General features: G+C 68.8%; 25 protein-coding genes. 6 read left to right on the top strand and 19 right to left on the bottom strand.

Annotated elements, in window-relative coordinates:
- Positions 1-92: 92 nt before the first annotated feature.
- From HOV77_RS27810 to HOV77_RS27865, 12 genes are all read right to left on the bottom strand, one after another.
- A complete protein-coding gene (locus HOV77_RS27810) occupies positions 93-1,304 on the bottom strand; it encodes a Gfo/Idh/MocA family oxidoreductase (RefSeq protein ID WP_290866837.1) in 1,212 nt (403 codons plus the stop codon).
- 31 nt (positions 1,305-1,335) lie between these two features.
- A complete protein-coding gene (locus tag HOV77_RS27815; RefSeq protein ID WP_290866840.1) occupies positions 1,336-2,382 on the bottom strand; it encodes a substrate-binding domain-containing protein in 1,047 nt (348 codons plus the stop codon).
- Between the two features lie 87 nt (positions 2,383-2,469).
- Positions 2,470-3,465 (bottom strand): ABC transporter permease, encoded by a 996-nt coding sequence (locus tag HOV77_RS27820; RefSeq protein ID WP_290866984.1) that lies wholly within the window; start codon positions 3,463-3,465, stop codon positions 2,470-2,472.
- A gap of 33 nt (positions 3,466-3,498) precedes the next feature.
- Entirely contained in the window at positions 3,499-5,010 is a 1,512-nt protein-coding gene (locus tag HOV77_RS27825) for a sugar ABC transporter ATP-binding protein (protein WP_290866842.1), read from the bottom strand.
- On the bottom strand, positions 5,007-6,167 hold the full coding sequence (locus HOV77_RS27830) for an ROK family transcriptional regulator (protein ID WP_290866844.1): 1,161 nt from the start codon (positions 6,165-6,167) through the stop codon (positions 5,007-5,009). Before HOV77_RS27830 ends, HOV77_RS27825 begins: the two co-directional genes overlap by 4 nt.
- A gap of 208 nt (positions 6,168-6,375) precedes the next feature.
- Complete coding sequence (locus tag HOV77_RS27835; protein ID WP_290866846.1) at positions 6,376-7,227, bottom strand: MauE/DoxX family redox-associated membrane protein; 852 nt, start codon at positions 7,225-7,227, stop codon at positions 6,376-6,378.
- A gap of 69 nt (positions 7,228-7,296) precedes the next feature.
- Positions 7,297-7,911 carry a cell wall protein gene (locus HOV77_RS27840; protein ID WP_290866848.1) on the bottom strand — a complete coding sequence of 205 codons (615 nt, stop codon included), beginning with the start codon at positions 7,909-7,911 and terminating at the stop codon, positions 7,297-7,299.
- A 12-nt stretch (positions 7,912-7,923) separates the two neighbouring features.
- The gene (locus tag HOV77_RS27845; RefSeq protein WP_290866850.1) at positions 7,924-8,334 is read right to left on the bottom strand and encodes a hypothetical protein; all 411 of its coding nucleotides are present in this window, start codon (positions 8,332-8,334) and stop codon (positions 7,924-7,926) included.
- Positions 8,335-8,439: 105 nt separating this feature from the next.
- The gene (locus tag HOV77_RS27850; RefSeq protein WP_290866852.1) at positions 8,440-9,192 is read right to left on the bottom strand and encodes a peroxide stress protein YaaA; all 753 of its coding nucleotides are present in this window, start codon (positions 9,190-9,192) and stop codon (positions 8,440-8,442) included.
- Positions 9,193-9,213: 21 nt separating this feature from the next.
- Positions 9,214-9,672, bottom strand: coding sequence for an NUDIX domain-containing protein (locus HOV77_RS27855; protein ID WP_290866854.1), 459 nt, complete (start codon positions 9,670-9,672; stop codon positions 9,214-9,216).
- A 9-nt stretch (positions 9,673-9,681) separates the two neighbouring features.
- Complete coding sequence (locus HOV77_RS27860) at positions 9,682-10,641, bottom strand: hypothetical protein (protein WP_290866857.1); 960 nt, start codon at positions 10,639-10,641, stop codon at positions 9,682-9,684.
- A gap of 331 nt (positions 10,642-10,972) precedes the next feature.
- Complete coding sequence (locus HOV77_RS27865; protein ID WP_290866986.1) at positions 10,973-11,488, bottom strand: DUF1877 family protein; 516 nt, start codon at positions 11,486-11,488, stop codon at positions 10,973-10,975.
- A gap of 73 nt (positions 11,489-11,561) precedes the next feature.
- Between HOV77_RS27865 and HOV77_RS27870 the strand changes: the two genes are divergently transcribed.
- Positions 11,562-12,335, top strand: a complete 774-nt coding sequence (locus HOV77_RS27870) for a hypothetical protein (RefSeq protein ID WP_290866858.1) — start codon at positions 11,562-11,564, stop codon at positions 12,333-12,335.
- Here the strand turns inward: HOV77_RS27870 and HOV77_RS27875 are convergent.
- The 3 genes from HOV77_RS27875 to HOV77_RS27885 all read right to left on the bottom strand — a co-directional run bounded on the left by HOV77_RS27875 (position 12,310) and on the right by HOV77_RS27885 (position 15,158).
- The gene (locus HOV77_RS27875; RefSeq protein ID WP_290866861.1) at positions 12,310-13,116 is read right to left on the bottom strand and encodes an AAC(3) family N-acetyltransferase; all 807 of its coding nucleotides are present in this window, start codon (positions 13,114-13,116) and stop codon (positions 12,310-12,312) included. The genes HOV77_RS27870 and HOV77_RS27875 overlap by 26 nt on opposite strands.
- A gap of 61 nt (positions 13,117-13,177) precedes the next feature.
- Positions 13,178-13,558, bottom strand: coding sequence for a DUF2784 domain-containing protein (locus HOV77_RS27880; protein ID WP_290866864.1), 381 nt, complete (start codon positions 13,556-13,558; stop codon positions 13,178-13,180).
- A 130-nt stretch (positions 13,559-13,688) separates the two neighbouring features.
- Positions 13,689-15,158 (bottom strand): beta-N-acetylhexosaminidase, encoded by a 1,470-nt coding sequence (locus tag HOV77_RS27885; protein WP_290866866.1) that lies wholly within the window; start codon positions 15,156-15,158, stop codon positions 13,689-13,691.
- A gap of 128 nt (positions 15,159-15,286) precedes the next feature.
- Here HOV77_RS27885 and HOV77_RS27890 point away from each other — a divergent pair, with 128 nt between their 5' ends.
- Positions 15,287-15,493 (top strand): DUF2277 domain-containing protein, encoded by a 207-nt coding sequence (locus tag HOV77_RS27890; protein WP_290866869.1) that lies wholly within the window; start codon positions 15,287-15,289, stop codon positions 15,491-15,493.
- 4 nt (positions 15,494-15,497) lie between these two features.
- On the opposite strand, the gene HOV77_RS27895 is transcribed toward HOV77_RS27890, so the two are convergent.
- Positions 15,498-15,773 carry a DUF2630 family protein gene (locus HOV77_RS27895; protein ID WP_290866872.1) on the bottom strand — a complete coding sequence of 92 codons (276 nt, stop codon included), beginning with the start codon at positions 15,771-15,773 and terminating at the stop codon, positions 15,498-15,500.
- A gap of 120 nt (positions 15,774-15,893) precedes the next feature.
- Between HOV77_RS27895 and HOV77_RS27900 the strand changes: the two genes are divergently transcribed.
- Positions 15,894-16,883 carry a lysylphosphatidylglycerol synthase transmembrane domain-containing protein gene (locus HOV77_RS27900; RefSeq protein WP_290866875.1) on the top strand — a complete coding sequence of 330 codons (990 nt, stop codon included), beginning with the start codon at positions 15,894-15,896 and terminating at the stop codon, positions 16,881-16,883.
- A gap of 80 nt (positions 16,884-16,963) precedes the next feature.
- Here HOV77_RS27900 and HOV77_RS27905 read toward each other — a convergent pair whose 3' ends face one another.
- Both HOV77_RS27905 and HOV77_RS27910 read right to left on the bottom strand, forming a co-directional pair.
- Positions 16,964-17,374, bottom strand: coding sequence for a DUF2795 domain-containing protein (locus HOV77_RS27905; protein WP_290866877.1), 411 nt, complete (start codon positions 17,372-17,374; stop codon positions 16,964-16,966).
- Between the two features lie 45 nt (positions 17,375-17,419).
- Entirely contained in the window at positions 17,420-21,346 is a 3,927-nt protein-coding gene (locus tag HOV77_RS27910) for a P-loop NTPase fold protein (RefSeq protein WP_290866880.1), read from the bottom strand.
- A gap of 205 nt (positions 21,347-21,551) precedes the next feature.
- On the opposite strand from HOV77_RS27910, the gene HOV77_RS27915 reads away from it, so the two are divergent.
- Positions 21,552-22,775 carry an SLC13 family permease gene (locus HOV77_RS27915; RefSeq protein WP_290866884.1) on the top strand — a complete coding sequence of 408 codons (1,224 nt, stop codon included), beginning with the start codon at positions 21,552-21,554 and terminating at the stop codon, positions 22,773-22,775.
- A gap of 85 nt (positions 22,776-22,860) precedes the next feature.
- On the opposite strand, the gene HOV77_RS27920 is transcribed toward HOV77_RS27915, so the two are convergent.
- Entirely contained in the window at positions 22,861-23,865 is a 1,005-nt protein-coding gene (locus HOV77_RS27920) for a serine hydrolase (protein WP_290866886.1), read from the bottom strand.
- A 190-nt stretch (positions 23,866-24,055) separates the two neighbouring features.
- Here HOV77_RS27920 and HOV77_RS27925 point away from each other — a divergent pair, with 190 nt between their 5' ends.
- Together HOV77_RS27925 and HOV77_RS27930 are read left to right on the top strand one after the other, a co-directional pair.
- A complete protein-coding gene (locus tag HOV77_RS27925; protein ID WP_290866889.1) occupies positions 24,056-25,099 on the top strand; it encodes a DUF4037 domain-containing protein in 1,044 nt (347 codons plus the stop codon).
- 41 nt (positions 25,100-25,140) lie between these two features.
- A complete protein-coding gene (locus tag HOV77_RS27930; protein ID WP_290866892.1) occupies positions 25,141-25,674 on the top strand; it encodes a hypothetical protein in 534 nt (177 codons plus the stop codon).
- The last annotated feature ends 65 nt before the right edge of the window (positions 25,675-25,739 follow it).

The following is a 25,739-nucleotide window of genomic DNA, read 5'->3' on the forward strand; positions in this document are numbered from 1 at the left end:
TGGATCAGCGATCCGGGTCGAATCTTGGGGCAAGATTCGACCGAGAACCCTGATCCAGCGCTCGTGCCGGGCCGCCGAAGCGACCCGGCGAGTTACAGCGGAGCCGCCGAAGCGGCCAGGGCGGAGTCGACCTTGGTCCAGGCGGAGTCGTTGGCGGCCGAGCGCAGGACCGCGTCGAGCACCTGTTGCACCTGCAGGGCGTCCTCGAAGGACGGTGCCGGGTCGGTGCCGTCGGCGATGGCCTGCACGAAGTCGCGCATCTGATGGGTGAAGGAGTGCTCGTAGCCGATGATGTGCCCAGGCGGCCACCAGGCGGCCAGGTAGGGATGCTCGGGCTCGGTCACGAGGATCCGGCTGAATCCCTGTTCCGGCCCGGGCCGAGTGGCGTCGTAGAACTCCAGCTCGTTGAGCCGTTCCAGGTCGAACGCGAGCGAGCCGAGGGCGCCGTTGACCTCGACCCGCAGCGCGTTCTTCCGGCCGGTGGCGAAGCGGGTGGCCTCATACGTGGCGACTGCTCCCCCGTCGAGCCGGGCGGTGAACAACGCCGCGTCGTCCACCGTCACCCGGCCCAGCTCCGGCCCGTTGCCGGAGGCCGCGAGTCCACTAGAGACGGACGGCATCGGCCGCTCCCGGACGAACGTCTCGGTTAGCGCGCTGACCCCGGTGACGAGCTGTCCGGTGACGTACTGGGTCAGATCGACGATGTGCGCGCCGATGTCGCCCAGCGCGCCGGAGCCGGCCCGGTCCCGTTGCAACCGCCAGACCAGCGGGAACTGCGGATCGACGATCCAGTCCTGCAGGTACGCCGCCCGCACGTGCCGGATCGCGCCGAGCCGGCCTTGCGCGATCAGCTGCCGCATGAGGGCGACGGCGGGCACCCGGCGGTAATTGAACCCGCACAGGGTGCGTACGCCGGACCCGCGCGCGAAGGCCGCGGCGGTGGCCATGGCGGTGGCCTCCTCGACCGTGTTGGCCAGCGGCTTCTCGCACAGGACGTGCTTACCGGCGGCCAGCGCGGCGAGGGTGATCTCGGCGTGGCTGTCCCCCGGCGTACAGACGTCGATCACGTCGATGTCGTCCCGGGCGACCAGCTCCCGCCAGTCCGTCATCGCGGACTGCCAGCCGAGGCGGTCGGCGGCGGCGGCGACGTTGGCCGCGTCCCGGCCGCAGATCGCCGACATCCGCACTCGCAGGGGCAGCTCGAAGGCCCGATTCACGGTACGCCACGCCTGTGAGTGCGCTGCGCCCATGAACGCGTACCCGACCATGCCGACCCGCAGTTCCCCGCTGTCTGTCGTGGACACTGAGCAAACCTCCCGCCGAAAGCGATGAACGTCAGAACCCGAGCTTCAGGTACGTGCTCGCGTTCTCCTTCGTGATCGTCTCGGAGGAGAGGATGATCTCCTTCGGAACCTGCAGTTCGACGAGATCCGCCATCCCCCGTCCCTGGGCGATCAGCCGGGCCAGCGAGATCGCCGACGACGCCATCGAGGGGCTGTAGGTGACCGTCGCCTTGAGCACGGACTTGTCGGCCGCGATGTCCTCGATCGCCTTCTTCGACCCGGCGCCGCCGACCATGAGGAACTCGCTCCGACTAGCCGCGGTGATCGCGGCGAGGACGCCGATGCCCTGGTCGTCGTCGTGGTTCCACAGCGCGTCCAGCTTCGGCAGCGCCTGCAGGAGGTTCTGGGCCTCCTTCTGGCCGCTGTCGGCGGTGAACCGGGCGGCTCGCCGGTTGGCCACCTTGAAGCCGTAGGTCTTCAACGCGTCGGCGAAACCCTTGCTGCGTTCCTGGGTCAGCTCCAGCTCGTCCATGCCGGCGATCTCGCCGATCACCGGGCTCGCGATGTTCTTCGCCTTCATCGCCTTGCCGATGTAGTGCCCGGCGGCCACGCCCATGCCGTAGTTGTCGCCCTTGATCTGCAGCCGGTACGCCAGCGCGTCGGGGAACGCCCGGTCCAGGTTGACCACCGGGATGCCGGCCTCCATCGCCTTGAGCCCGAACGCGTTCAGCTCCTTGCCGTCGTGCGGCAGCAGGACGATGACGTCGGGCTTCTCCGCGATCAGGGTGTCGAGCGCGGCCCGCTGGGCGGCCGCGTCCTTGCCCGCCTCGACCTGCTTGAAGGTCACGTCCGAGTACGCCGAAGCCTGCGCCTTGGCGTTGCTCGTGATGGCGGCGATCCAGCCGTGGTCGGCGGCCGGAGCGGAGAACCCGATGGTGACCGCCTTACCGGCGGCGGTGTTGGCGTTGCTCGCGTCGGCGCCCTTGGTCTGCGCCGTGGTGGGGTTGTTCGACTCGTTGCTCGTGCACGCGGCGAGGACCGCGCCCGCGCCGAGGGCCGCGCCGCCGAACAGCAGGCTGCGGCGGGACGGGTGGTTCATGCGCATGACAACCTCCGGATTGGACGGAAAAAGGGTGCGAGGAACCCAGCCGTCGCCACGGAATGACGACAGCCGATCGGAGAAGGATCAGGGTTTGCGGAAGAGAGCGGTCAGCGAGCGGAACCGGATCTGCTGAATCAGCACGGCCAGCACGATGATGCCGCCCTTGACCATGTTCTGGACCTCGGTGGGCAGGTTGGCGATGGCGAAGAGGTTGGTGATCGCCGAGAAGACGATCACGCCGAACATCGAGCCGACGATCGTCCCGCGCCCGCCGGAGAGCAACGTGCCTCCGATGATCGCGGCGGCGATGGCGTCGAGTTCGTAGAGTTCGGCCGCGGCTGCCTGGGCGGAGGTGGCCAGCGAGGTGAGCATGATCGCACCGATGCCGCAGCACAGCCCGGAGAGGGCGTACAGGAGCAGGGTGTGCCGCCGGACGTTGATCCCGGCCAAACGGGCGGCCTCGGCGTTGCTGCCGATCGCGACCGTACGCCGCCCGAACGTGGTGCGGTTGAGCAGCACCCAGCCGAGCGCCGCGGCGACGGCCAGGATGATGACGAGCATCGGGATGCCGGCGACCCGGGTGGTCGCGATCCCGTTGATGAACTGGTTGCCCGACACCTGGGTCTGCTTGCCCGAGATCTGGGCGGCCAGTCCCCGGGCGGCGACCAGCATCGCGAGGGTCGCAATGAACGGCACGAGTCGCCCGTACGCGATGAGCAGGCCGTTGAGGGCGCCGGCGATGGTGCCGACCGCGATGGCGGCGAAGATCATGCCGCCCGCGCCGTAGGACTGCGTCGCCAAGGTCGTCGACCAGACTCCGGCGAGCGCGATCAGCGCGCCGACCGACAGGTCGATGCCGCCGCCGATGATCACGAAGGTGACCCCGACGGTGACCACACCGATGGCGGCCGCCTGCTGCAGGATCACCAGCATGTTGTTGACGACCCAGTCGGAGTCGCCGTACAGGTCGGGCCGGATGATCGCGCCGATCACGAACAGCACGACCAGCACCCCGACCAGGCCGAGGTTGCGCCACAGCGACTCGGTGGGGATCGTCCGCCACCAGCCGCCACGCTCCACAACGGACGTTTGAGCCGTCACCGCACAAGCTCCTTAGGACGAAGTGGGGCTCAGTGAGCCCGCCATCACCAGGTCGAGGACGTCGTCCTCGGTCAGTTCGCCGGCGGGCGCCTGCTTGATCAGGCGGCCCTCGCGCATCACGAGCACCCGGTCGGCCAGACCGAGCACCTCCGGCACCTCGCTGGAGACCAGCAGCACGCCGACGCCGCGGCGCGCGAGATCACGGATCACCTGATACAGCTCCGCCCGCGCGCCGACGTCGACGCCGCGAGTCGGCTCGTCCAGCAGCAACAGGCGGGTGTCGCCGAGCAGCCAGCGCCCGACGACGACCTTCTGCTGGTTGCCGCCGGACAGCGTGCCGGCCGGTCGGCGTACGTCGCGGGGGCGCAGCTCCAACGCGTCCGCGATCCGGCTCGCCTCCGCCTGCTCCCGGCCCGCGTCGGTGAAGCCGCCGTGGGCGTACCGGCCGAACGTGGTCAAGGTGATGTTGCGGTAGACCGGCTCGGCCAGCAGCAACGCCTGGCTCTTGCGCTCCTCGGGGGCCAACCCCAATCCCGCCCGGACAGCGGCGGCGACGCTTCCCGCGGGCAGGTTCCGGCCCGCGAAGCTCACCGTTCCAGACTCAGGGGTACGCGCACCGTAAACCGTCTCGAGCAGCTCACTTCGTCCGCTGCCCACTAGACCGGCGATACCGACGATCTCCCCTGTGCGTACCGTAAAAGAGACGTCATGGAACTCCTGAGCGCGAGACAACCCACTGACCTGAAGCAGCACTTCGCCGGGGGTGCCCTCGCGGGGCGGGAAGACGTACTCGATGGACCGGCCGGTCATCTTGCTGACGAGGTCCCGAGTCGGCGTCGTACGCGCGGGCAGGTCCACCGCGGACGTCCGGCCGTCCTTGAGGACGGTGACCCGGTCGCCGATCTCGCGGATCTCCTCGAGCCGGTGGGAGATGTAGACGACCGCGATGCCCTCGGCCGTGAGCTCGCGGATGATGCGGAAGAGGTTCGCGACTTCGTCGTGGGCGAGGACCGCACTGGGCTCGTCCATGATGATCAGCTTCGCCTCGTGCGAGAGCGCCCGCGCCATGCTGACGATCTGCTTGCCCGCTGAGGGCAACGCCTCCACCAGCCGATGGACGGGGATCTCCGGATGGCCGAGTCGTTGTAGGACAGTGCGCGTGCGGCTGGCTGCGGTCCGCCGGTGGACGAAGCCGAACCGGCTGGGTTCCTGTCCGAGGAAGACGTTCTCGGCGACAGAAAGATGGTCGACGAGATCGAGTTCCTGGTAGATCGTCGCGATCCCGGCCTTCATGGCGGCCTGCGGATTGGCGAAGCTGACCGGGCTGCCCTGCCAGGTGACCGTGCCGGCGTCGGGCTTGTGCACCCCGGCGAGCACCTTGATGAGGGTGGACTTGCCCGCACCGTTCTGACCGAGGAGGCAGTGCACCTCACCCGCCCGAACCTGAAGATGGACACCGTCGAGCGCCCGTACGCCGGGGAACTCCTTCACCACCCCGTCCAGCTCCAGCACCGTCTCGCTCATGACGCCTGCTCGAAGGCGATCTCGCTGGCCAGCAGCGCGGCCCCGGCGACGCCGGCCCGGCTGCCCAGCTCGGACAGCACGAGTGGCAGATTGCCGGTGGCGAGCGGGAGCGAGCGTTTGTAGACGACACTGCGGATCTCGGCCAGCATCACGTGCCCGAGCTGGGCGAGCCCACCGCCGATGACGATCAGCGACGGGTTGACGAAGCTCACCAGGCTCGCCAGCACCGCGCCGACGCGGCGGCCGCCGTCCCGGATCAGCTGCATGCATACGACGTCGCCCTCGGCTGCTCCGGCCGCGACGTCCACCGCCGTCACACTCCCGTTCGCGGCGAGCCGCTCGGCGAGCGCGGGCGAAGCCCCGGAGCGAGCCGCGGCGGTCGCCTCCCGAGCCAGGGCACTGCCGCTGAACACCGCTTCCAGGCAACCGTGGTTTCCGCAGGTGCACACCGGCCCGGCCGAGTCCACCTGGATGTGGCCGATGTCCCCGGCACAGCCGTCAGAACCCCGGTAGACCTCGCCGTTCAGATAGATCCCGCACCCGATGCCGGTGCCGATCTTGACGAACAGGAAGTTGTCGACCGAGTGCGCGACGCCGCCGTGGCGTTCGCCGACGGCCATGATGTTGACGTCGTTGTCCACCACCGCCGGGCAACCATGCTCACGGGTGAGCAGCTCGCGCACAGGATAGCGGTCCCAGCCGGGCATTATCGGCGGCGACACCGGGATGCCGTCACGGAAGCTGACCGGCCCCGGTACGCCGATGCCGATGCCGTCGAGGTGGGTGTAACTTCCGTCGGCTCTCGCCTTGGCCAGCAACTCGTTGACGCGGTGGAGGATCGCCTTCGGCCCGGAGCGGATGTCCGCCGGTTCGCTGTACGCCGCCACCGGTTCCAGCCGTCCGTCGGTGATCTCGACGTCGATCGAGGTCGCGCCGAGGTCGACTCCGGCGTACCGGATCGAGGGGTTCAGCTCGACGAGAGTGGACCGCCGTCCGCCCCGGGACTGCGCCGGTCCGGCCTCGGTGACCTGACCGGCCCCGACCAGCCGATCCAGCTCGGCGAGCAGGCGCGGCCGGGGAACGTCCAGCCGGGCGGCCAACTCGGCCCGGGACAACGGGCCTTCGTCGCGCAGGAGCCGCAGGAGCCTGACATGCATGCCGTCTCTCCTCTATGGACGCATCGACGCTCGCATGTGCGTTGTGTGGCGCACACGTTACGAGCTTTCCCCAGTCGTGTCCATAGTTTTGGCGTGCCCATCAAAACTTTTGCTCAACTGATCAAAAGTTCTCGTCGGATGCAGATCAGGGTTATGCAGGCTTCCCGCTCGCGCGGAAGGCTGCATAACCCTGATCTGCAGGTAACGGCTAGACGGCGTACTCGGGTTGCGCGTGCGACTCGACGGCGGCCAACGTCCCACCGTTCTCGTCGACGATGGCGGCCCGGACCGCCTGCGGGTCGTAGCGCAGACGCGGGACGGCGAACACCGCCGACGCGGTCGCTCCGGCGTACCGGGCGGAGTAGACCAGCACTCGCCAGTCCGCCTCGTCCCAGTGCTCGCGGACGTCCGAGGTGACGCTGCGGGCCAGGTCTCGCCACGCGCTGCTCTTGTGGAGTTGGTCCACGGTCGACTCCAGCGGGACGTCGAACGCGCCTGGCGAGGCGAGCGGATGGGACAGGCGGGCGTACAGGCGGCGCAGCGGCATCAGCCAGTGCTCGTCGAACTCCGGCGAGAAGACGACGATCGCGGCGAACTCGGCCAGCAGCAGGGCGACCCCGGCGACCGGATGCGCCGCGAACGCACCGGGCCAGGCTGCTCCGGAAACCAGCGCCAGCACCGATCCGGCCAGCATCAACCCGGCCCGGCCGAAGCTGCGGCCGTTGATCGGGATGGGCTGCGCGCTCAGGCAACCGCAGGACGCCTTGGGGTCCTTGATCTTCGCGTACGCGAGATAGCCGAGGAAACCAGTGCTCAGGGCGGTGGCGGCGACCGCCTCCAGGCGTACGAGTCCGGGCAGGACGAGAGCCGCGCCCAGCACCGCTTCGACTCCGGCGAGCGTGCGATAGGCGAGCACCGCCCGATCCTCGCCGAGCAGCGGGGCGAGCGCCGTACGCCGGGCGTGCGCGGCCGCGTACCGACTGAAGAGCTTGGCTTGCGCGGACCACAGCAGGACCGCGCCGAGCAGGAGAGGTTGCACCGATCCGATCCAGGCAAGCATCACTTTCTCCCCACGGGAACCGGGCAGCCGGGCGGCCGCACCCGCGCCGGACTGCCTTGTGCATACCAGTTAGTGGTTGTGCTCGATGGTGGAGGTGTAGAGGGTGGCGATCTCGATCTCGTTTGTGTCGGGGAGCCACGCCCCGATCACCTGAGCGTGCCGTCCTACCTGGACCATCGTCATGTCGGCGATGGCCGGGGTGCTGTTGTAGGAGGCGGCCGTGACGCCGGGCACGACGTGCCCGATGATGCGCTTGCCCCGATGGTCGAAGTGGATCTTCTTCGGAGCCAGCGCCGCGATGTGGACCTGGAGGTTCACGATGTTGACCCAGATCGCGTCGGCGGCGAGCGTGCCGTCGCCGAGACGTACGCCCCGGGCGTAGAGACCGTCACCCACCGCGACCTTGTCGAGGCTGGTCGGGTGCAGTTTCCAGATGCTGGACGCGTTCGTGACCCGGATGCGCCACAGGGTGCCGTCCGAGCCGGCCACCAGCAGCATTCCCTCATTGATGCCGGTGACCCGGCCTTCGGCGAAGTTCGGGTCGGGCGCGCCCGGTTCGACGTCGTCGCTCTTGGCGAACGCCGCCTCGGGGGCGAGCGAACCGAGCGCGGTAGCGCCGACGAGCGTGGCACTGCCGAGCACGGCCGAGGTGAGCAGGGACCGGCGGTCCATGTTGAGAGCCATCTCAGTCCTCCCCTACACGATGTCGATGTACGCGGGCCGCAACCCGTAGGAAAGGCTGGAGATGGCACTGAACGCCGCGGGCGTCAGGTCGATCAGCCGGTTGGAGCCGCAGACCGATCCACAGCAGGTGCGCTCGCCGCAGAACAGGTCGGTCTGCGGGCCGCAGTCGGCGATGGTGGTGCCGACCTTTTGACCCGTGCAGCGGTTGGTGGTGTAGTGCTTGAACCCGCAGGTACGGCGGCTGAGGCTCTCGCCGCAGGCTTCCGGGTTCGTGATCGAGTGACAGGCGTCGGACGTGTTCGGCCAGGCGTGCTGGCGGCTGCCTGAGTTACAGGTGCCGCAGGCGCCGTGCCCCGCCGAGCCGCAGGGTCCCCAGGAACTGCCGCAGCAGAACCACGAGACCTCGCCGTAAATCCCGGCCATGGGCTACTCCTTTCAGGACTGGGGGTATTCCTGGGAGCGTGCGATGGCCATCGACACTTGTCGTAATCATGACGATAAGATCGCTGTTAGTCAATCCTTAACGATTCACAACTCGTGGACGATAATGTCGAACCCCTTCGGCGTCGGCTCGGCGGTGTACTTCAAGTCCCGCAACGTTCCCAGCAACTCGTCCGGCGTCGTCGGCTGCGCCCCGGACAGCAGCAGGTCGCGTACCAACCGGCCCTTGGTCGCCTTGTTGAAGTGGCTTACCACCGTGCGCTTGCCGTCCCGCTCCTGCAGCACGCGTACCGGCACGACGCCGTGGGCGGTCCAGGTCGCCGCGTAAGCGCCGGACCGCAGGTCCAGCACCAGCTCGTGGCCGATCTCGCGGTTCAGCGCCGGATTCAAGGCTTTCTTCCAGTACGCCGTGAGCCCACCCAACGGCGGCAGACTCACCCCGATCGAGCAGCGGTAGGGCGGGATCTCGTCGTCGAGCCGGACGACGCCCCACAGCCCGGACGACACCAGGATCTTCGCCGTGTCGACCTCCGGCGGCAGGCTCGCCAGATCGAGGTTGTCGTAGAGCACGCCGGTGTAGACCTCCCGCGCCGGCAACGTCGCTGCGGTGAGGAGACCGGCGTCGCGTACCACCTCGTCGCGCTGACCCTCGCTGAGCCCGAGCGTCGCCAGCGCCTTGGCCTGGCCGGCCTTGCTCTTCGCCGAACACAGTTTGACCAGCGCCTTCAGTACGCGTTCCCGAGGCCGGCGCAATTGCGGCAGGAACAGCGAATCGAGGTCGACGGGCGCGCCGGAGCCGGCGTCGGCCTTTCCCTCCGAGGGCGGCAGCAGGATGAACACGCAGGTGAGCGTACCTTCGTCCTACTTCGGCAGGGTGACAGCCGCCTGCAACAGAGTCCGCCGGGTCCAGAGCGGGCAGGCGGGATGCGCAACCGCTTCCTCGGTCGTCAGCCAGAGGATCTCGGCGACCTCGTCCGGCGACGCGGCGTACGGCTCGACTCCCGGTGGCACTTCGGCGGTGAACACGACGTTGACGACGGTGTCGCCGTCGTCGCTGACGAACAGCGAGTTGCCCACGTACGCCATCGGTACGCCGTCGAGGTCGAGTCCGATCTCCTCGAGCACCTCGCGGCGACCGGTCGCCTCCAGAATGCCCGGTACGAAGCCGTCGTCCTCGACCTTGCCGCCCGGCCCGGCGAGGGTGCCCGCGGCATGTCCCTCGTTCCCCCGGCGGATGAGCAGCCAGCGGCCGTCCCGATGGGGCACTACCTCGACGTTGACCACGTACGCCGGCCGCCCGGCTTTCGTCGTGTGGATCACCGCTGGAGGCTACAGGGCGGCGAGGATCGCCGTGAGCACCTTCCGCGCCGTCGTCTCGTGCTTCGCGTACGCGTAGGGGTAAGCCGAACCCTGAACCGCCTGGGCGGCGAGCGTGAGCTCCATGTTCTGCCAGCCGGACACCCTGAGCAGCGATTGGAAGAACTTCGTCGAGGAGTACGTCGGGTTCATGATCTGCTTGACCGTGCCCCAGCCCATGCTCGTACGCTGCTGGAACAGGCCACAGGAGTCGTAGTCCACCGAGCTGCCCTCATGTGCGTAGTCGAACGACTCCGGCACCGCCGAGCTGGCCTGGTTGTAGAGGTCGCTCTCCTGCATCGCGGTCATGATGCCGACGAGCAGACCCCGCTGCGAGACACCCAGTTTCTGGCCGGTCTTGACGATCGTGAGAGCGTTGTTCATCTGCTTCTGGTCGAGTCCGGCGACCGGCTTGACCGAGGTCACGACCTTCTTCACGGTCGGCGACGGAGAGGGCGTCGCGCTGACGCTCGGCGTCGGGCTCACCGACGCTGTCACCCGGGGCGCGGACCGGTCGGCCGCCTCGGCGATCGTGTTGCGGTCGGCGACCTGCTGCGACGCGTTGTCCAGCTGCGTCGGGTTGCCCCGCTCGCTGGCGGCGACGGAGACGCCGAGTAGTGCGATCAGTCCCAGGGCGACGACGCGCCCCGCCTTCGCCGAGCTGTGCAATGCGCGTACCGGGCCGACGCCGGGGGTCAGCGGACCGGCCGGGGTCAGAAACCGTTCCGCCGTCTCGGTTGCCCGCTTGGCATCCGGCGTCTTCCCGGCCGGCTTCGCCGATTTCGCCAACCGGTGGCGGCCGGTCTCGCCCTCCGGACGATCTTCGCGAATACGCTCGAGAAAGAACGTCTGCGTGTCGGTCCACAGATCGGGCTTGGGGGTCTGCGTACGAGGGCTGGGTCGACCGTCATGGTCGTCATGCTGGGGGCGCATTGGTCGACCTTAAGCAGGGAAAACTCGACCGCAAACCCCCTAGGGGTGACCTGCGTCACACTGTGGCAGGTCTATCTTCGCGCCTGGTGACGCGTCGGGCGACGCTGATTTTTCGGTCATGTCCGGCATTTCCGCTGGGCCGGTCGATCCGGCCGACCTTATCGACATCACCTGATTGAGCTATGGCTTTGAACTGGGAGTTTCCTGCTGACGCGATCGGCCGATCGGGCTCGCCCGTTCGAGCCCGAATCGTCCCCATACCACGATCGTTTACGCTCCCGGCCACACTCCACTGTGGGTGATCGCCTTACCACCCACAGTCATCAAGCGATCACGAGATCCAGCAGACGATCGCGTCGCCGGAACTCGCCGCCGCCGCGAAGTACGCCTTGACGTCGGGGAAGAAGCTGACCGCCCATTCAAGCTCGCCCGGGCTCCCCCAGACACTGGGGTAGATCTCCGCCGCCGCGAGCTCGGCCTGATCCACCCCGCGGATAAGGTCCTCAGCGGTCAGCTCCTCCAACGCCTCCGACGCCCGCCGCACTTCGTCGGGCAACAGGAAGCCCGGCGGCGAATAGCCCCAGTACTGCGACTCGTCGTCGGTGTCCTCCGTGAAGAACCATTCGCCGGTGACGATGTCGATCGGAAAGTCCCGCCGGCCGAGCAAGAACATCAACGCGTGCCACGTCTTGTCACTGCCGAACGACCGTCGCTGCGCCACCGGCAGCTCCTCACCCTGGTCGCTCTCGACCTTCGACCGGTCCGAGGCGTATCGGTGGGCCCAATCCAGGTCCTCTTGCGCGCGCTCCAGTTCGGCCGGAGTCAGCCGGATCCATTCGCCATACATTCCCACATGAGCACCGTAGGCCAGGCGTACGACAGTTATAATGGTCGATCAGTGACTCACCCGGGGAGCGCCGGTGACCGGACCCTCGACAGCACGTGACGAGACCTTCGGCACGCAGCGCATCGTCGCGCGGTCGGTCCTGTTCGTCACCGTGCCCATCGGCTTCATCGTGTTGCTCGCGGCGAACTTGCTGTGGGACATAGTGCGGCAGAACGTCTCACCCGCCGCCCTGACCTCGTGGCCCCTACGGCTGGCGGTACTCGACACCCCCACTTCGGCCGCACTGCTCGGGGCTGCTGCCGGGTTGTACTTCGCCCGCCTTCAGTGGGCGTCGGCCAACCGGCCCGCCATCGGACTCGCGATCGACGATGAGGGCGGCCAGTTCGATCCGGACAGCCCGAGATGGCGCTTCTGGACCTACAACGCCGGACCGGGATATGCCGTCGTCAAACGCTTCGCGTACGCGATCCGGCCCTACGGCGTCGATCCGGCGGCCATGTCGACGGAGTGGTTGAGGCCGGCCGAACTCAACCATGTCTTCGAGCGCAGTGGCCTCGTCGACGGCGAGGACTACTTCGTCCGGTGGTACGCGGAGGGCGCGCCGTTCTCACCGGTTCCGCACTACTCGCAAGGCTCGATGGTCGCCTGGTTCCGGCCGGAAGCACTCGCTCGCTTCGCGCAGATCGACGTCCAGATGATCTTCCTAGACGCCAACGGCGACACTCACGAGCGCATATTTCCCTTCATGGATCGTCTGCCGAGCGTCACCGCCAAGAAGGTCGCTTCCATCCGTCGGAGCGGCTCGGTGCCGTCCAGCCCGGTCAGCGCCGGGCCGGTGGACGATTAGCTTCCAGCCATTTGGCGGCGAACCCGATCGCAGCCTCCATTGTGAACATACGGGTCGTCGCTGCGCCCACGCTGCCGAGCGCCACCGAATCGGTATGCCGTTCGAAATCGGCCCCCAATTCGGCGAAGTCTCCCGCGTTCAGCCGCACAGCTTCGTAGGTGACTCGGCGACGGCCCTCCGGAGTCGCCATCGGGGCGCTGAAGGTCTGCGTCGGAAGGTCGGGGAGCCGGGATTCGGGCAGGTGAAACGTGGTACACCGATCGAAGCCGACGCCCAACAGAACCACCAGGCCGCCGATCGACTCCATCCTCGCCAGCGGTGAGCCATCGCCGAGCGGCGACGTCAGGTCGTGATGATCCAGCAACTTGTGTGCATCAGGCCCCACTGCCGCGAAGGAGGTGTTCGGATGATTCGACCGAACCGCGCCGGGCCAGGTCCGAACGCGTTCTGCGATCGCTCCCATGCCCAGGCTCGGCGTCAGTGCCGGATCGAAGCCCGGCAACTCGTCACGAATCACGTCCCAAAATTCCTGGCTGACCTTCCGATGTGGCCACCGAGAAGGGTCGATGTAGTCGAGATTCTGGGCCGGTACGACGAGGGTCCCCGCTTCGTCGAGAACATCGAGAAAGGCTTGGACGACCGCGGTCGCTCCGCCACAGACGTAGCCCATCGCCCGAAGTGACGAATGCAGGAGAACCGTCTGCCCAGACCGCACACCCAGCTGCCCGAGATGCTGTCTGAGCTGGGCTCCAGTCCACGGTACGGCGTCGTCCGCGCTCACGTCGTCAGCGTATCAGCGGACCCGCCGACGGCTCGCCGATCAACTCGGCGGCGTACGCCGATCAGGTCGTCGTCAGCGTCTTCTCCCGGTGCAGGCGACGACGGCGCAGGACGAAGCCGAACCAGGAGATCGCCACGATCACGCCGACGGTGACCTGGATGAGGGTGGTGTACCGGGCGGGATAGACCACCCCGGTCAGGTAGGTGTCGATGAAGCCTCGGCTCAGGCCGGCTTCGCCGGCTCCTTGCCGCGCCCAGTCCTCCAGCGCGGTGAGCGGACAGTGCCAGCCGAACACCGTGCTGGTAAGCCCCCAGGTCGCCATGGCCAGGTGCGGCCAGATGACCCATGGCCAGCGCCAGGCGAGAAAGCCGCCCACCACCAGGAAGACGAGCAGTCCGAAGTGCACGACCATGGTCGCCTCGGCGACCAGCCGATACCCCATGAATCGAGATTAACCCGGCCGATCCATCCCCGCGCCCGAGATTCACTTCGCCGTCGAGCACTATCGCCCGGCAGTTGATCAGGGAGTCGCGGAGTCGATCAGGGAGCTGGGCGCACGACACGCCGGTCGATCACGCCCGATAGTTCATGATCGGCGAGAACGGGGGGAGGCCGAGGCGGTTGACGGTGACGCCGCGCTGCTCCAGGCGTACCAGATGGGCGTCGAGACGCCATTGGAAGTCGGCCGGATCGCGATCCGCGGACCAGGCCACCTCGGCGACGGCCGCGAGCCGCGGGAAGGCCCGAAACTGCACGAGCGCGGGCGTGGGGGTGTATTCGCTCCACAGCATGCCTTGCGTGCCCAGGACGCGGCCCGCGGCGCCGGTGGGCACGGGCTCGAAGCCGTAGACGCGCTCGAGCGGGGTGTGACCGCCGATGCCCTGCGGTTCGTCGGGCGACTGCGTCTCGTAGTGATCGAGGTAGACGAATTCCTGCGGCACCGCGACGACCTCGTGCCCGGCGTCCAGGGCAGCGGTGACGCGCTCAGCTCCGCGCCAGGCGAAGATCAGCGCGTCCTTCGGCGGCGCGGCCTCGACCAGCTCGTCCCAGGCCGCGATCTTGCGGCCGTGGGCGGCCAGGTGGTCACCCATCTGCTTGATCCACCAGCCCAGCAGCTCCGCCGTGCCCCCGAGGCCCTCGTTCGCGACCCGCTTCTGCGCGGCCTCGCTCGCCGCCCACTCGTCGAGCGGCACCTCGTCCCCGCCGAGATGCACGTACTCGAACGGAAAGACCGCCACGACCTCGTCCAGCACGTCGCGGGCGAAGGCCAGCGTCGCGTCGTCGGTGTTGAGGACATGCTTCGAGATACCCCAGGCGGTACGCACCGGGAGCTGTCGTGCGGGGTCATTGCCCAGCCAGGGGTACGCCGAAATGGCGGCCTGCATGTGACCGGGCAGGTCGATCTCCGGCATGACGCGTACGCCCCGGCGCTCCGCGTACGCGACGAGGTCCCGCAGCTCCGCCTGCGTGTAGTAGCCGCCGTGCGGAGTCCCGTCGAACTTCCCGTCGCGGGCATGCCCCGCGTTGGACTCCGTCCGGTGCGCGCCGACCTCGGTCAGGCGGGGGTACTTGCGTACCTCGAAGCGCCAGCCCTGGTCATCGGTCAGGTGCAGGTGCAGCGTGTTCAACTTGTGCAAGGCCAGCAGGTCGACGAATTCGCGCACGAACTCGATCGGATGGCACCAGCGGGCGACGTCCAGCAGAGCACCCCGCCAGGGCAGCCTCGGGACGTCGGTGATCTCGGCGTACGGGAGTCCGCCGGGACCGGCCAGCTGACGCAGCGTGGACACGGCCCAGCGCAGGCCGGTCTCGGTCGGGGCGAGCGCCTCGACCCCGTCGCCGTCGATCCGCAGCCGGTAGCCCTCCGGGCCCAGCTCAGCCGCCTCGATCAGACCGAACGTGCCGGAGACACCGGGCAACACCTCGCGGACGAGCTCGGCGATCGCCGGTGGCGCGGTGACCTGGGCCGATTCGGTCAACGGCAGTATGCCGGGCGGAAAGACGGCATGGGCGGGCCGGGGGATGATCGCGGGCTCGGGCATGGGAACTCCCTGCTGAGAGGACAGCGCTTTCCGCGTCCATGATCGCAGAGTTCCCCACACACCGGGACCCGGCCTTCGGTACGGCCGACGGGGCAGCTGATGTCGGTGGTCCGCGCCATAATCGGGCCATGTGCCGAAGCATCAAGACGCTGCGCCCGCCGTACCAGGAACTGGTCACCGAGGAGGACATCCGGGCCGCCGCCCTGCAATACGTCCGCAAGATCTCCGGGTTCCGAGCGCCCGCCGCGCACAACGCCGAGGCGTTCGACCGGGCGGTCGAAGCCGTGACTCAGGCGACCGCCGAACTGCTGGGCTCTCTGCAGGTCCGGCGGTAACCGCTCAGCCCAGGTAGCCCTCGACCTGCGCCGCCGAGCGGGCCTCGGCGTCGTCCGGGTTCTGGTGGGCCGCCGACTTCGCGCGCCGTTGCCGGAGCAGGTCCCAGAACTGGTCCAGCTCCACCTCGATCGCGGCCAGCCGGACCTGTTCGGACTCCGGGTTCAGCTGACCCGAGCCGACCTTCGCGCGCAGTTCGCGCTCCTCGGTCTCGAGGTCGTTGATGTGCTTGAGGATCTGGTCATCGGTCAGATGCCGGCGCTTGTCGGCCTGGTCGGACATCGGTGCTCCTCCTGTCAGGCATCCCCCGCGCGGTCGGGACACGTGCTCAGTCTGCCAGCGGATGTGTCCTCCGTCATCCGATCTTGCGGACCGGGCCGGGCCGGGAGCACGCTTTTCGGTGTGAGCGAGGCTGCGATCGCGGCGGCCCGTCCTTCGCGCAAATGGCTGCGGTGGACGGCGTACTCCGTCACAGCCGCAATCGTCTTCTACCTGCTGCGCGAGCGGCTTCCGCACCCCGCCGACGTCCTCGTGGCCGCCCGATCGGTAGACCTCCGCTGGTTCGCCCTCGCGACGTTCGCCCAGATCTGGTCGCTGGCCAACTTCGCCCGCCAGCAACGGCGGCTGCTCGGGGCGTTCGGCGTACGCATGACGCTCCCCCAGTCGATGGCCCTGACGCTGAGCCGCTCGGCCATCGCCATCAGCCTGCCCGCCGGGTCGGCCGTCTCCGCTGCCTTCGCCTTCCAGCAGTTCCGGGCGAAGGGAGCGAGCAAGCCGGTCGCGACCGCCGTCATGATCTTGTCCGGCGTGATGTCCTTCGTCGGGCTGGGCGTGCTCTACCTGATCGGCGGCACGATCGCGGGTCTGATCAGCGTGTGCGTCGGCGCAGCCACCTTGATCGGGCTGACCGCCCTGGTCGTGGTGCTCTGGCGGCGCTGGAACCCGGTCTCCGACAGCCGCATCGCCCGCCTCGTACGCTCAGCGCACGACGTCGCGCCCCGGAACTGGCTGCTCGCGCTGTTCTTCGCAGTGGTGAACTGGTTCGCCGACCTCGTCTGCCTCTTCGCCGTCGCGCGGTCGTTCGATGTGAGCCTGTCGATCAGCGCCATCGCGGCGACCTACCTGGGCGTGCAGATCGTCCGGCAGATCCCGTTGACCCCGGGCGGCATCGGCGTGATCGAGACGGGCCTGCTCGCCGGACTCGTCGGGGCGGGGGCCGCCAGTGCTCCGGCGGCGGCGACCGTGCTCGGCTACCGGGTGCTCTCCTGCTGGCTGATCATCCCGGTCGGCTTCCTCGCCTGGACCGCCCTTCGGCGGGCCGGTCGGGCGGCGGCCGACGCCTTCAGCTCCTCGCCCACGGCTGACGCCGAGCCCGAGCCCGCCACCGTCTGACCCCATTTGGCCTGCAGATCACGGTTACGCATGCTTCCCGGTCGGATTTGGCATGCGTAACCGTGATCTGCAGGTAAAGGTCAGAAGCGTTCGTCGATGCGAAGCCCCAGAGCGCCCCACAACTCGCGGGCGTTGGCGTACCGGCCGTCGGCGGGCAGCTTCTGCAAAGCGGTGAGCACGTCGTCCGGCGCGTTCTCCGCCTGAGCGGCGGCCACGACGTCGTCCCGGTTCGCCGGGAAATCGCTCTTGTGCAGGTAGGACCCGATCCTGGCGCGCCAATCCCGGCGATCGGCGTCGGTTTCGTCGCCTTCTGCGAGGTCTATGCCACCTTCGGGGGCCCAGCCGGGTTCGGGCTCGCCATCGGCCGGCGGTTCGGCTTCACGCCACTCCTCGCTGCGCGCGCCCGCGCCGCCGCCTTGCGTCAGGCCCTGTGTCTCGCGGGCCATCTGCTCGTCCAACTGGGGGCCGTGTTTGCTGCTCCCGCGTTCCATGAGCCCGGTGTACCCAGGTGTGAGCCGCTCGAACACCGATCAGGGTCAGAGATATCGCACCGCGATCGAGGCGAACACCTCGCGATCGGTTCCCGGCCGGTCGAACAGCCGGCGCAGGCCCCCGACGGTGGGATCTTCGGGATCGAGTCCGGCGGACGAGGCCGCCTGCTTCCACCGGTCCTCGTCGCCGGCCGAGTCGAGGAGTTCGGCCAGCGTCGTCCGGGCCGAAGTGCTTTCCTCGCCCCGGAGGGCACCGAGCGTGTCGAGCAGCCAGGGCCAGCGCACCATCAGCTCGACGAACCGGGCCATCTCGATGCTGTGCCGCTCGACCGCCGAGATGCTGCTGCTCAGATGGCCGGTGAGGTAGTCGAGCACCATGTAGAAGCGCCACAGGTTGAGGAAGGCCTTGGTCTGCCGGGGATTGCGCTGCGGCAGGTTCAGCACCGCCGTACGCAGAGCGAGCCGAACCGGTGGCAGGCGCTCCAGATCCTCGGCGAGCTGGGCGCCGCTGGCCGTGTCGGCGGGTGCCGACGGGTCGAGGGAGGCGAATGGCGCGGCGAGCCCGAGGGGGTCGGCGGCAACCCCGGCCGCGCGCGCTTCGACAACTGCGCCGGAGACCCGCTGCTGAGGAACTGAAGCCGCAGCCGGAGCGGAAGACGTGTCGAGCAGCGCGTCGAGATACGAGGCCATCGCCTGATCGCGTACGCGAGGAAGCCGGATCGGCAGGTCGAGGATCTTCTCCATGAACCGCCACCCGGTGTGCTGCAGGTGCCCGAACGTGGCGGGGTCGTCATGCGCCCGCCGCCGCAGTGATTCGTAGACCGTCTCCAGCTGCGCCGCGACGGTCGCCGGATCGAGCGCGATGACGAACAGGCAGTCGCCGAACGCCTTGTTCAGGAACAGGTTGACCGCCTCGATGGTGTCCGACACGATCGCCGGACTGCACCGGTCCAAGTCGTCGACCATGATGATCACCGGCGAGTGCGCGGTCGCGAGCGCGACGACTTCGCGTACGTCGTGCTGCAGCATGTAGAGGTAGCCGCGTTGGCTGTTCTCCAGCGGATCGCGGGCGGCTTTCCAGTCGCGATCGCCGCTGTCGGTCGTCGCGACGCCTTCAGCCGCCGGACGAGTCAGCACGCCGGGCGAGATCCAGCCGCGTACCTGTTTGAAGCTGGAGAACGCCAGGTTGCCGATGATCCAGGCGGCGGTGATGCCGATGACCGCACCCGAGCCGAGCAGCGCGTTGAAATCGGTGTTGTTCCAGGCCGCGACGCCGACCGCGACGACACCCATGATCACGATCACCGCAACGGCGAGCCCGATCAACATGCCGACCAGCGTCCGCGGGATGTAGCTCGCGAGGATGCGCTTGCGCATCGCGGCCGGATCGGTCCGCCGCAGATTCAGGTCGAACCACAACCGCTCACGCTGCGCCGGGGGCAACCGGTCCGTGATCGACGTCAGGATCTCCCGGGTCAAACCGGCCCAGACCTGGTCCGGCTTCTCGTACATCCACGGGTTGAACCACACGGTGATCGCGGCCCGATCGTCGGCGCCGGCCCGCGGCCGCATCTCGTACTCCAGTCGCGGGTCGCTTTCCGTGGGCCGGGCTATCTGCCGCCAGGCCCAGGCTCTAGTCAATCTGGTACGCACAACGCCGCCTTGCCAGCGCGTACGCCGGGCGGCGAACAGCCCCTTCAGCGGCTCCGCCGTCGGCCGGGCGACCAGCTCATGGGTGCTTTCGACCGCGGTCTTCGCGTCGGCGGCGGCCGCCCCAGCGGGGTCCACTTTGGAGCGCAGCTGCCGGAGCACGCTCGACTTGCCCTGACCCCACGGCGCGTGGATGCCCACGACGACGGGCGGTTTGGTGCTCGGCGACATCAGCACCGAGTGGATCGTGTCGATCAGCCCGTCACGGGACAGTTTGTCGAGGTCGGTCGGCTGATCCTGGAGCAGGATGGAGGCCGGGCGTACGGCGGATCCGATCGAGCCGCCCGAGCGCAGGAGACTGCCGGTGGCGATCGGCCAGAGGCGTACGCGGCCGTTGTCGTCCGCGGCGAACAGCGCCGGACGCGTGACGCTGGAGCCGCGGCCTTCCGGCGGCGCGATCTCGACGACGCCGAGCGCCCGCACGGTCGACGTGCCGAACCGGACCGGCTTGCCGACCGGGGTGCCGTCGGTCTGCCAGACCATCACCCGGCCGTCGTCGAACCCGCCGAAGATCAGCATCTCCTGGCCGATCCGGGCGGCCGCCAACGCCGAGACCTGCGCGCTGCTGAGGGTGTACCGGAATCCGGTGGCCACGGTACGCGCGACGGGGTCGATGTACTCGATCACGCAGGTGTCGCCGTCGGGCCGGGCGATGACGACCTGATGCCGGGAGCCGTCGTCGAGCGGGCAGGCGGCGGAGACCTGGTGAGTAGAGACAACCGCGACGGTCTCCGGGCTCTGCACTGCGACGACCCGTACGCCCCGGGTGGATGCGATCGTGAGAAGTGCATCGTCGGCGTTCGGGACGGCGACGAGCGCGTTCACCGCCCCACAGTCGCTGACCAGCACTTCCGCGGTGTCCCCTTCGGACAGTCCGCAGACCCGGACGGAACCGTCGGCGCTGCCGCTGGCGACGTACTGCGCTCCGCGCAGACGGAACGGGGCCAGCGCCCAGATCTCGCCCTGGTGTCCCATCGGGAGTTCGGACCGTAGCGCGCCGGAGACCGGGTCCCAGTCGAACACCCGCCGATCGGCCCCACCGCTGATCAGGTGCGGATTCAGCGCCGTGCCGGCCGAGGTCAGCGAGCGGACGGTGCTGACGTGGGCCTTCAACGCCAACGGCTGCCGGGCGGTGGACATGGGGTCGAAGCCGCCCGACGGCAGCTCGGTGTCGGGATCGAGGACGTGGACCGTCTGATCCACGCCCGCGCACGCGACGTACTGGCCGTTCGCCGTGACCCCGCTGACCGCGACCCAGGTCGTGCCGGGCGCGGCGAACAAGTCCCGCCCGGTGACGTCGCTGATCAGCTCGGTCTGCAACGGAGTCATCTCGACCCGGCCGTGCATGTCGCCGGAGGCGATCACGACGCCGCCGTCGGGCGTGGTGGCGCAGGCCAGCGCCCAGACCTCGCCGAGGTGCCGGGTGATCTCCCGGAGCGGCCGGTCGGTCGACCCGTCGAACCGCCACAACGACACCGCGCCGCTCGCGGAAGCCGAGACGAGCAACGGAGTCTCCGCGTCCCGGACGAACCGCAGGCGGCGTACCGTCGACGCCTCCAGCAGCGTCCGGCCCGCGCGCAGACCGGCTTCCCGGTCGGCGATCCAGAGCTTGACCGTGCCGTCGGCACTGCCGCTGGCCACGACGTAGCCCGAAGCCGGCTCGTCGACGGCGATCAGCGACCAGATCTGACCACCGTGGACGCGAGACTGCCGCGAAACCCGGCCGCGGTCGAGGTCGTGCAGATCCCAGGTGGCCATCGAGTTGTCGTTGTACGCACAAGCCAGCCACTGCGAGCCGAGTGCCCGATAGGCGCAGATCTTGAACGGGCGCACCTCGCCCCCACCAGCCGAATCCGGCAGCGGGGTCACCTCGGCCGAGCCCGGCATCCACAGGACCACTCCGTCGTCGTGGATCGCCCCGACCACCTGGGTGCCGTCCGCCAGCACGCCGACCGCGACGTCCTGCACCGCCCCTTCGCCGACCCGTTGCTCGGCGGCCTGCCGGCCGGTGGCCAGGTCGAAGAGCCGCACGACGCCGTCGGCTCCGCCGACCACGAGCCGATCCGGTACGCCGTCGCGCCCCGGCAGCCGGGCCACCGAGTGCGCCGCGATCCCCGTCGCGAACGTCCGGATGACCTCGTTGTCGGGCGCGGTACGCAGTTCGACGCCTTGGCTGCGGCTGGCTGCGACGATCAGCTGCCCGTCGAGCCGAAGGAACGTCATGTTCTCGACGGCGCCACCGAGCCTGGTCAGTTCCGCCACGCGGTCGTCCCCCGTTCGCCGTTGCGGTCTTGTTGTACTTTCTGGCAAGGCACTTCCATCGCACTTGTCGAAGGCACTACGTGGATATCATGCGGCGTTCCTGTTCGGGTGTCCGGTTCATGACCCATCCCGGTGTCACTTCCGGCTCGATCGAAGTGGGCGAAGGGTGAAGACGAGCACGCGACGGCGCCGTGAGGTGGCACTAGTGGACGAAGACCTCTCTGCCTCCACGACGGCGGCACCCCTGAGTGGCCGCCGGCTGCTGGGCCGGCTCAGCGTCATGGACTGGATCGCGATTGCCCTGCTGATCGCGGGCGTACTGGCCGCCGCGACCGGGTTGCTGCCGGCAGCCGCCGCCGGCGAGACGCTCAAGCGCATCCTGCCGATCCTGATCTTCCTGTTCTCCGTGGTGATCCTGGCGGAGCTGACGGCCGAGGCGGAGGTCTTCGACGTCATCGCCACCCGGGTCACGATCGCCGCCCGGGGCAGCAACGTCGCGTTGTTCTGGCTGTGCCTGGTGTTCGCCGCGCTGACCACGATGTTCCTCAACCTGGACACCACGGCCGTCCTGCTCACGCCGGTCATGCTGGCGACGGCGGTACGCGCCGGGGTCGCGCCGCTGCCGCTCGCGATGACGACGGTGTGGCTGGCCAACACCGCGAGCCTGCTGCTGCCGGTCTCCAACCTCACCAATCTCCTCGCCGCCGGTCGGGTGAAGCTCAGCCCGGTCGCGTTCGCCGAGCGGATGGCGCTGCCGCAACTCGCCGCGCTCGTCGTGGTCGCGGGCGCTCTCTGGATCTTCTATTGGCGGCGCAACCCCCCGCGTTACACGCCGCCCGCAGCGCACCGGGCCGCCAACCGGCCGCTGTTCTGGGTCGCGTCCGTATGCTGCGCGGTCTTCATCGTCGGGCTGCTGATGGACGTGCCACTGGAGTACATGACGCCGGTCTGCGCCGGTGTCCTGGTCGCCGCGTTCGCCAAGTGGGGCCGGCACCACCTGCGCTGGAGCCTCATCCCGTGGCGGCTGGTCGTCTTCGTCGCCGGCCTGTTCCTCGTGGTCGGCACGGTCGACGCGCACGGCCTGCACTCGGTCATGACCTCGCTCATCGGCTCCGACCCCGGCGCGAGCGGCACCTGGCGAGCGGCGATCAGCGGCGGAGCCTTCTCCAACATCCTGAACAACCTGCCGAGCTACGCCGCCGGTGAACTCGCCGTCCCCGAGGCCAACCACACGCAGCTTCTCGGCCTGCTCATCGGCACCAACGTCGGCCCGCTGATCACCCCGTGGGCGTCGCTGGCCACGCTGATCTGGGCCGAGCACTGCCGCAACCGGGGTGTCGCCATCGACTGGCGCAAGTTCGTCCTGACGGGAGCGGCCACGGCCGCCGCCGTACTGGCGGCGAGCGTGGCCGTCCTGATCGTCACCTGACTCGGCAGCGCTGGATCAGGGATCCGTGTCGAATCTTGCCTCAAGATTCGACCGCGAACCCTGATCCAGCGCCAAAAAGAGAGCGTCAGCCGCCGTTGGACGGCCGATAGGTCCGCGCCGTCAGCCGCGCGGCCTCGGCCGTCCCGCTCAACCGGGCCAGGATGCTCAGGAACGCCCGGCCCATCAAGGCCCGCGCCTGCACCGCGGGGTGGGTCGCCCCGAAGTCCTCCGGGTGCGCCTGACCACGCGCGAAGAAGGCGTACGTGAGCAGGGGCGCGCCCGCGGTGTCGAAGATGATCCCGGCCTCGTTGCGGCCGTCCTCGTACCAGCCGGCCTTGGTCGCGATGCGGGCCCGCTCGTCCGAGGACATCTCCCGGCGTACGCCGTCGGTGAAGGCGATCGGCGACCGCAGCAGCCCCAGCAGGTACGCCGTGGAAGCCGGGCTGAGCAGGTCGCCCCGGACCAGCGCCCGAAGCAGGTTGTGCATCTCGGTCGGCGTGGTGGTGCCGAGGAAGAACCGGTTCGGGTTGGCGACCGGCTGCACCTGCGTACGCGGGAAGCCCTTGGCGACCAGGATCTGATTGATCTCCAGGGCCGGTGCGACCAAGCCACAAAGGCGTACCGCCGTGTCGTCGGAGACCGTGAGCAACGCGGTGAGCGCGTGACCCAGGGTGACCGAGCTGGGGTAGGCCCCGTCGAGGCTGAAGATGCCGTCGCCGCCGGGGATGACGATGGCGGACGTGACCTCGATGCGCTGGTCGAGCGCGAGCAGCCCGCGGTCCACCTTGTCCAGCACCGCGATGGCGACGGGGATCTTGTTGACGCTGTACGCCTCGACAGTGTCGTCGACGCCCTCGTCGACGGCGCTGATCGGCCCGGTGGCGCCCTCGACGCTGACCTTGGAGTTCCAGGTGCCGCCCGCGGTCTTCGTGGCGGCCTTGTAGACCAGGCCGATCGCGGCGGCGGCCTGTTCCGGGGTGGCCTGGGCGGACACGGACGGGGCCTCCTGAGCTGCGGCGGGATCGGCGATGCCGAGCACGGTGGTCGCAGCTGCGACGCTACCGAATCCCAGCGCGGTCCGACGGCTCATCGAAGCAGTCATGCGATCACCGACCTGCGGCCGGCGCTCGCATGACTAGGACTGTGCTGTCTGATGATCGACCTGCGGCCGCTCATGTGAGTCCCTCCTCATGACGGATCTTGTGATCGTCCGTGAGGAAGACGCATGGAACGCGCAATTGCGTTGCGGGTCGGCGGGTATTTCCGGTTTGCTGGCGATCATGAAGGGCATCGACCTCTCCCGCTCGTTCGCCGCCGACGTCGTCGAGCCGCTGCTCAGGCAGCATTTCCCCGACCTGCCGTACGCCACCGCCCGGCTGGGTTCGGGGTCGGACGTGCTGGGCCTCGACGACGAGACCAGCCGCGATCACGACTGGGGCTGCCGGCTGACCCTCCTGCTGCCCGCTGCCGAACAAGATCGGGTCGAGGCCGTGCGCGCGTTTCTCGAACAGGAACTGCCGGAGGCGTACGCGGGGCATCCGGTGCGCTTCCCGGTGACCTGGAACCAGTCCGAGTCCCACCAGGTCGAGGTCGCTACCGTCGCCGACTTCGCCCGCAGCCGGCTCGGTGCGCGTACGCCGCTGACCACGAAGGGCTGGCTGACCGTCACGGGGCAGGGCGTCCTCGAAGTCACCGCCGGTCCCGTCTTCACCGACACGACCGGGGAACTGGCTCCGCTGCGCGAGTCGCTGCGGTGGTATCCCGACCAGGTGGACCGGTTCGTGCTGGCCACCTCCTGGATCCGGATCGGGATGCGGATGTCGTTCATCGGGCGTACCGCCCAACGAGGTCAGCCGCTCCAGTCCCGGATCATCTCGTCGGCCCTCGCCGGTGACCTGATGGAGCTTTCCTATCTGGTCCACCGCAAATGGGCCCCGTACGCCAAATGGCGTGAAGCCAGACTGCCCGCCCGTGACGAGCTCGCGCCGGCGTTGAACACGCTGCTGACCGCCGATGACTGGCGCGACCGGGAACGAGCCGTCCTCGACGCCGCCGAGCTGCTGCTGAAGGTCCAACGGGACTACGGACGCCCGGGTCCGGAGACGGCCGCCGCTCGTTTCTACGATCGCCCTCAGTGGACGATCGACGAGCAGGTCCCGTTCTCGCTGCTCGCCGAGGTCACCGACGAAGGGCTGCGAAAACTGCCGTACGGCATGGGCAGCGTCGGCCAATGGGCGGACTGCGACTCGCTGCTCAGCAACCCGGACAACCGCGCCGAGCTGTCGGTGATCTATGACAACCTCACGGGTGGGCTAACCAGTTAAGAGAGGGTAACTGGTTAGCCCGATCGTGAGGAGACACCCCCGTGCGTCTTATCCGAGCACTCGCCACCACCGCCCTGCTCACCGCCGTCGGCGTGGCGGCCGCCGTCAGCCCGGCCACCGCCGCCGGGCAGCCCGAGAGCCCCTACGGCGATTCGGGCTGGTTCCCGACGCCCAGTGAGCCCGCCGAGATCCCCGGCGGCGCGCTGTGCGCCTTCCCGATCCGGATCGCCGAACCGATCGACGGCGTACGCGGCCGGGTCGTCGCCACCGAACCCGAACTGCAGGAGGAGTACGTCGGGCCGCTGACGGTCGAGGTGACCAACCTGGACACCGGCGCGTCCACCACGGTCAACGCCAGTGGGCACGGGCACATCGTGACCTACCACGCCGACGGCAGCCAGACGTGGGACTGGTCCGGACCGGTCGCGGTCGGCTTCCGGCCGGATCGGGCCAACAACCACGCTCCTGGTCTTTACCTGCTGACCGGGCGCTACACCGCGGAACTCGCGCCCTGGGGCCGGACCATCACCTCCGCGCAGGGCACCGAGAAGGACCTCTGCGCCATGATCGCCTGAACGACGGCGAACCGGGGTGATCCGGCGCGATGATCACCTGCCGAAACCACAGTCGTTGAGCTCGG

Source organism: Hamadaea sp., from assembly GCF_013362815.1.
GTDB lineage: Bacteria > Actinomycetota > Actinomycetes > Mycobacteriales > Micromonosporaceae > Hamadaea.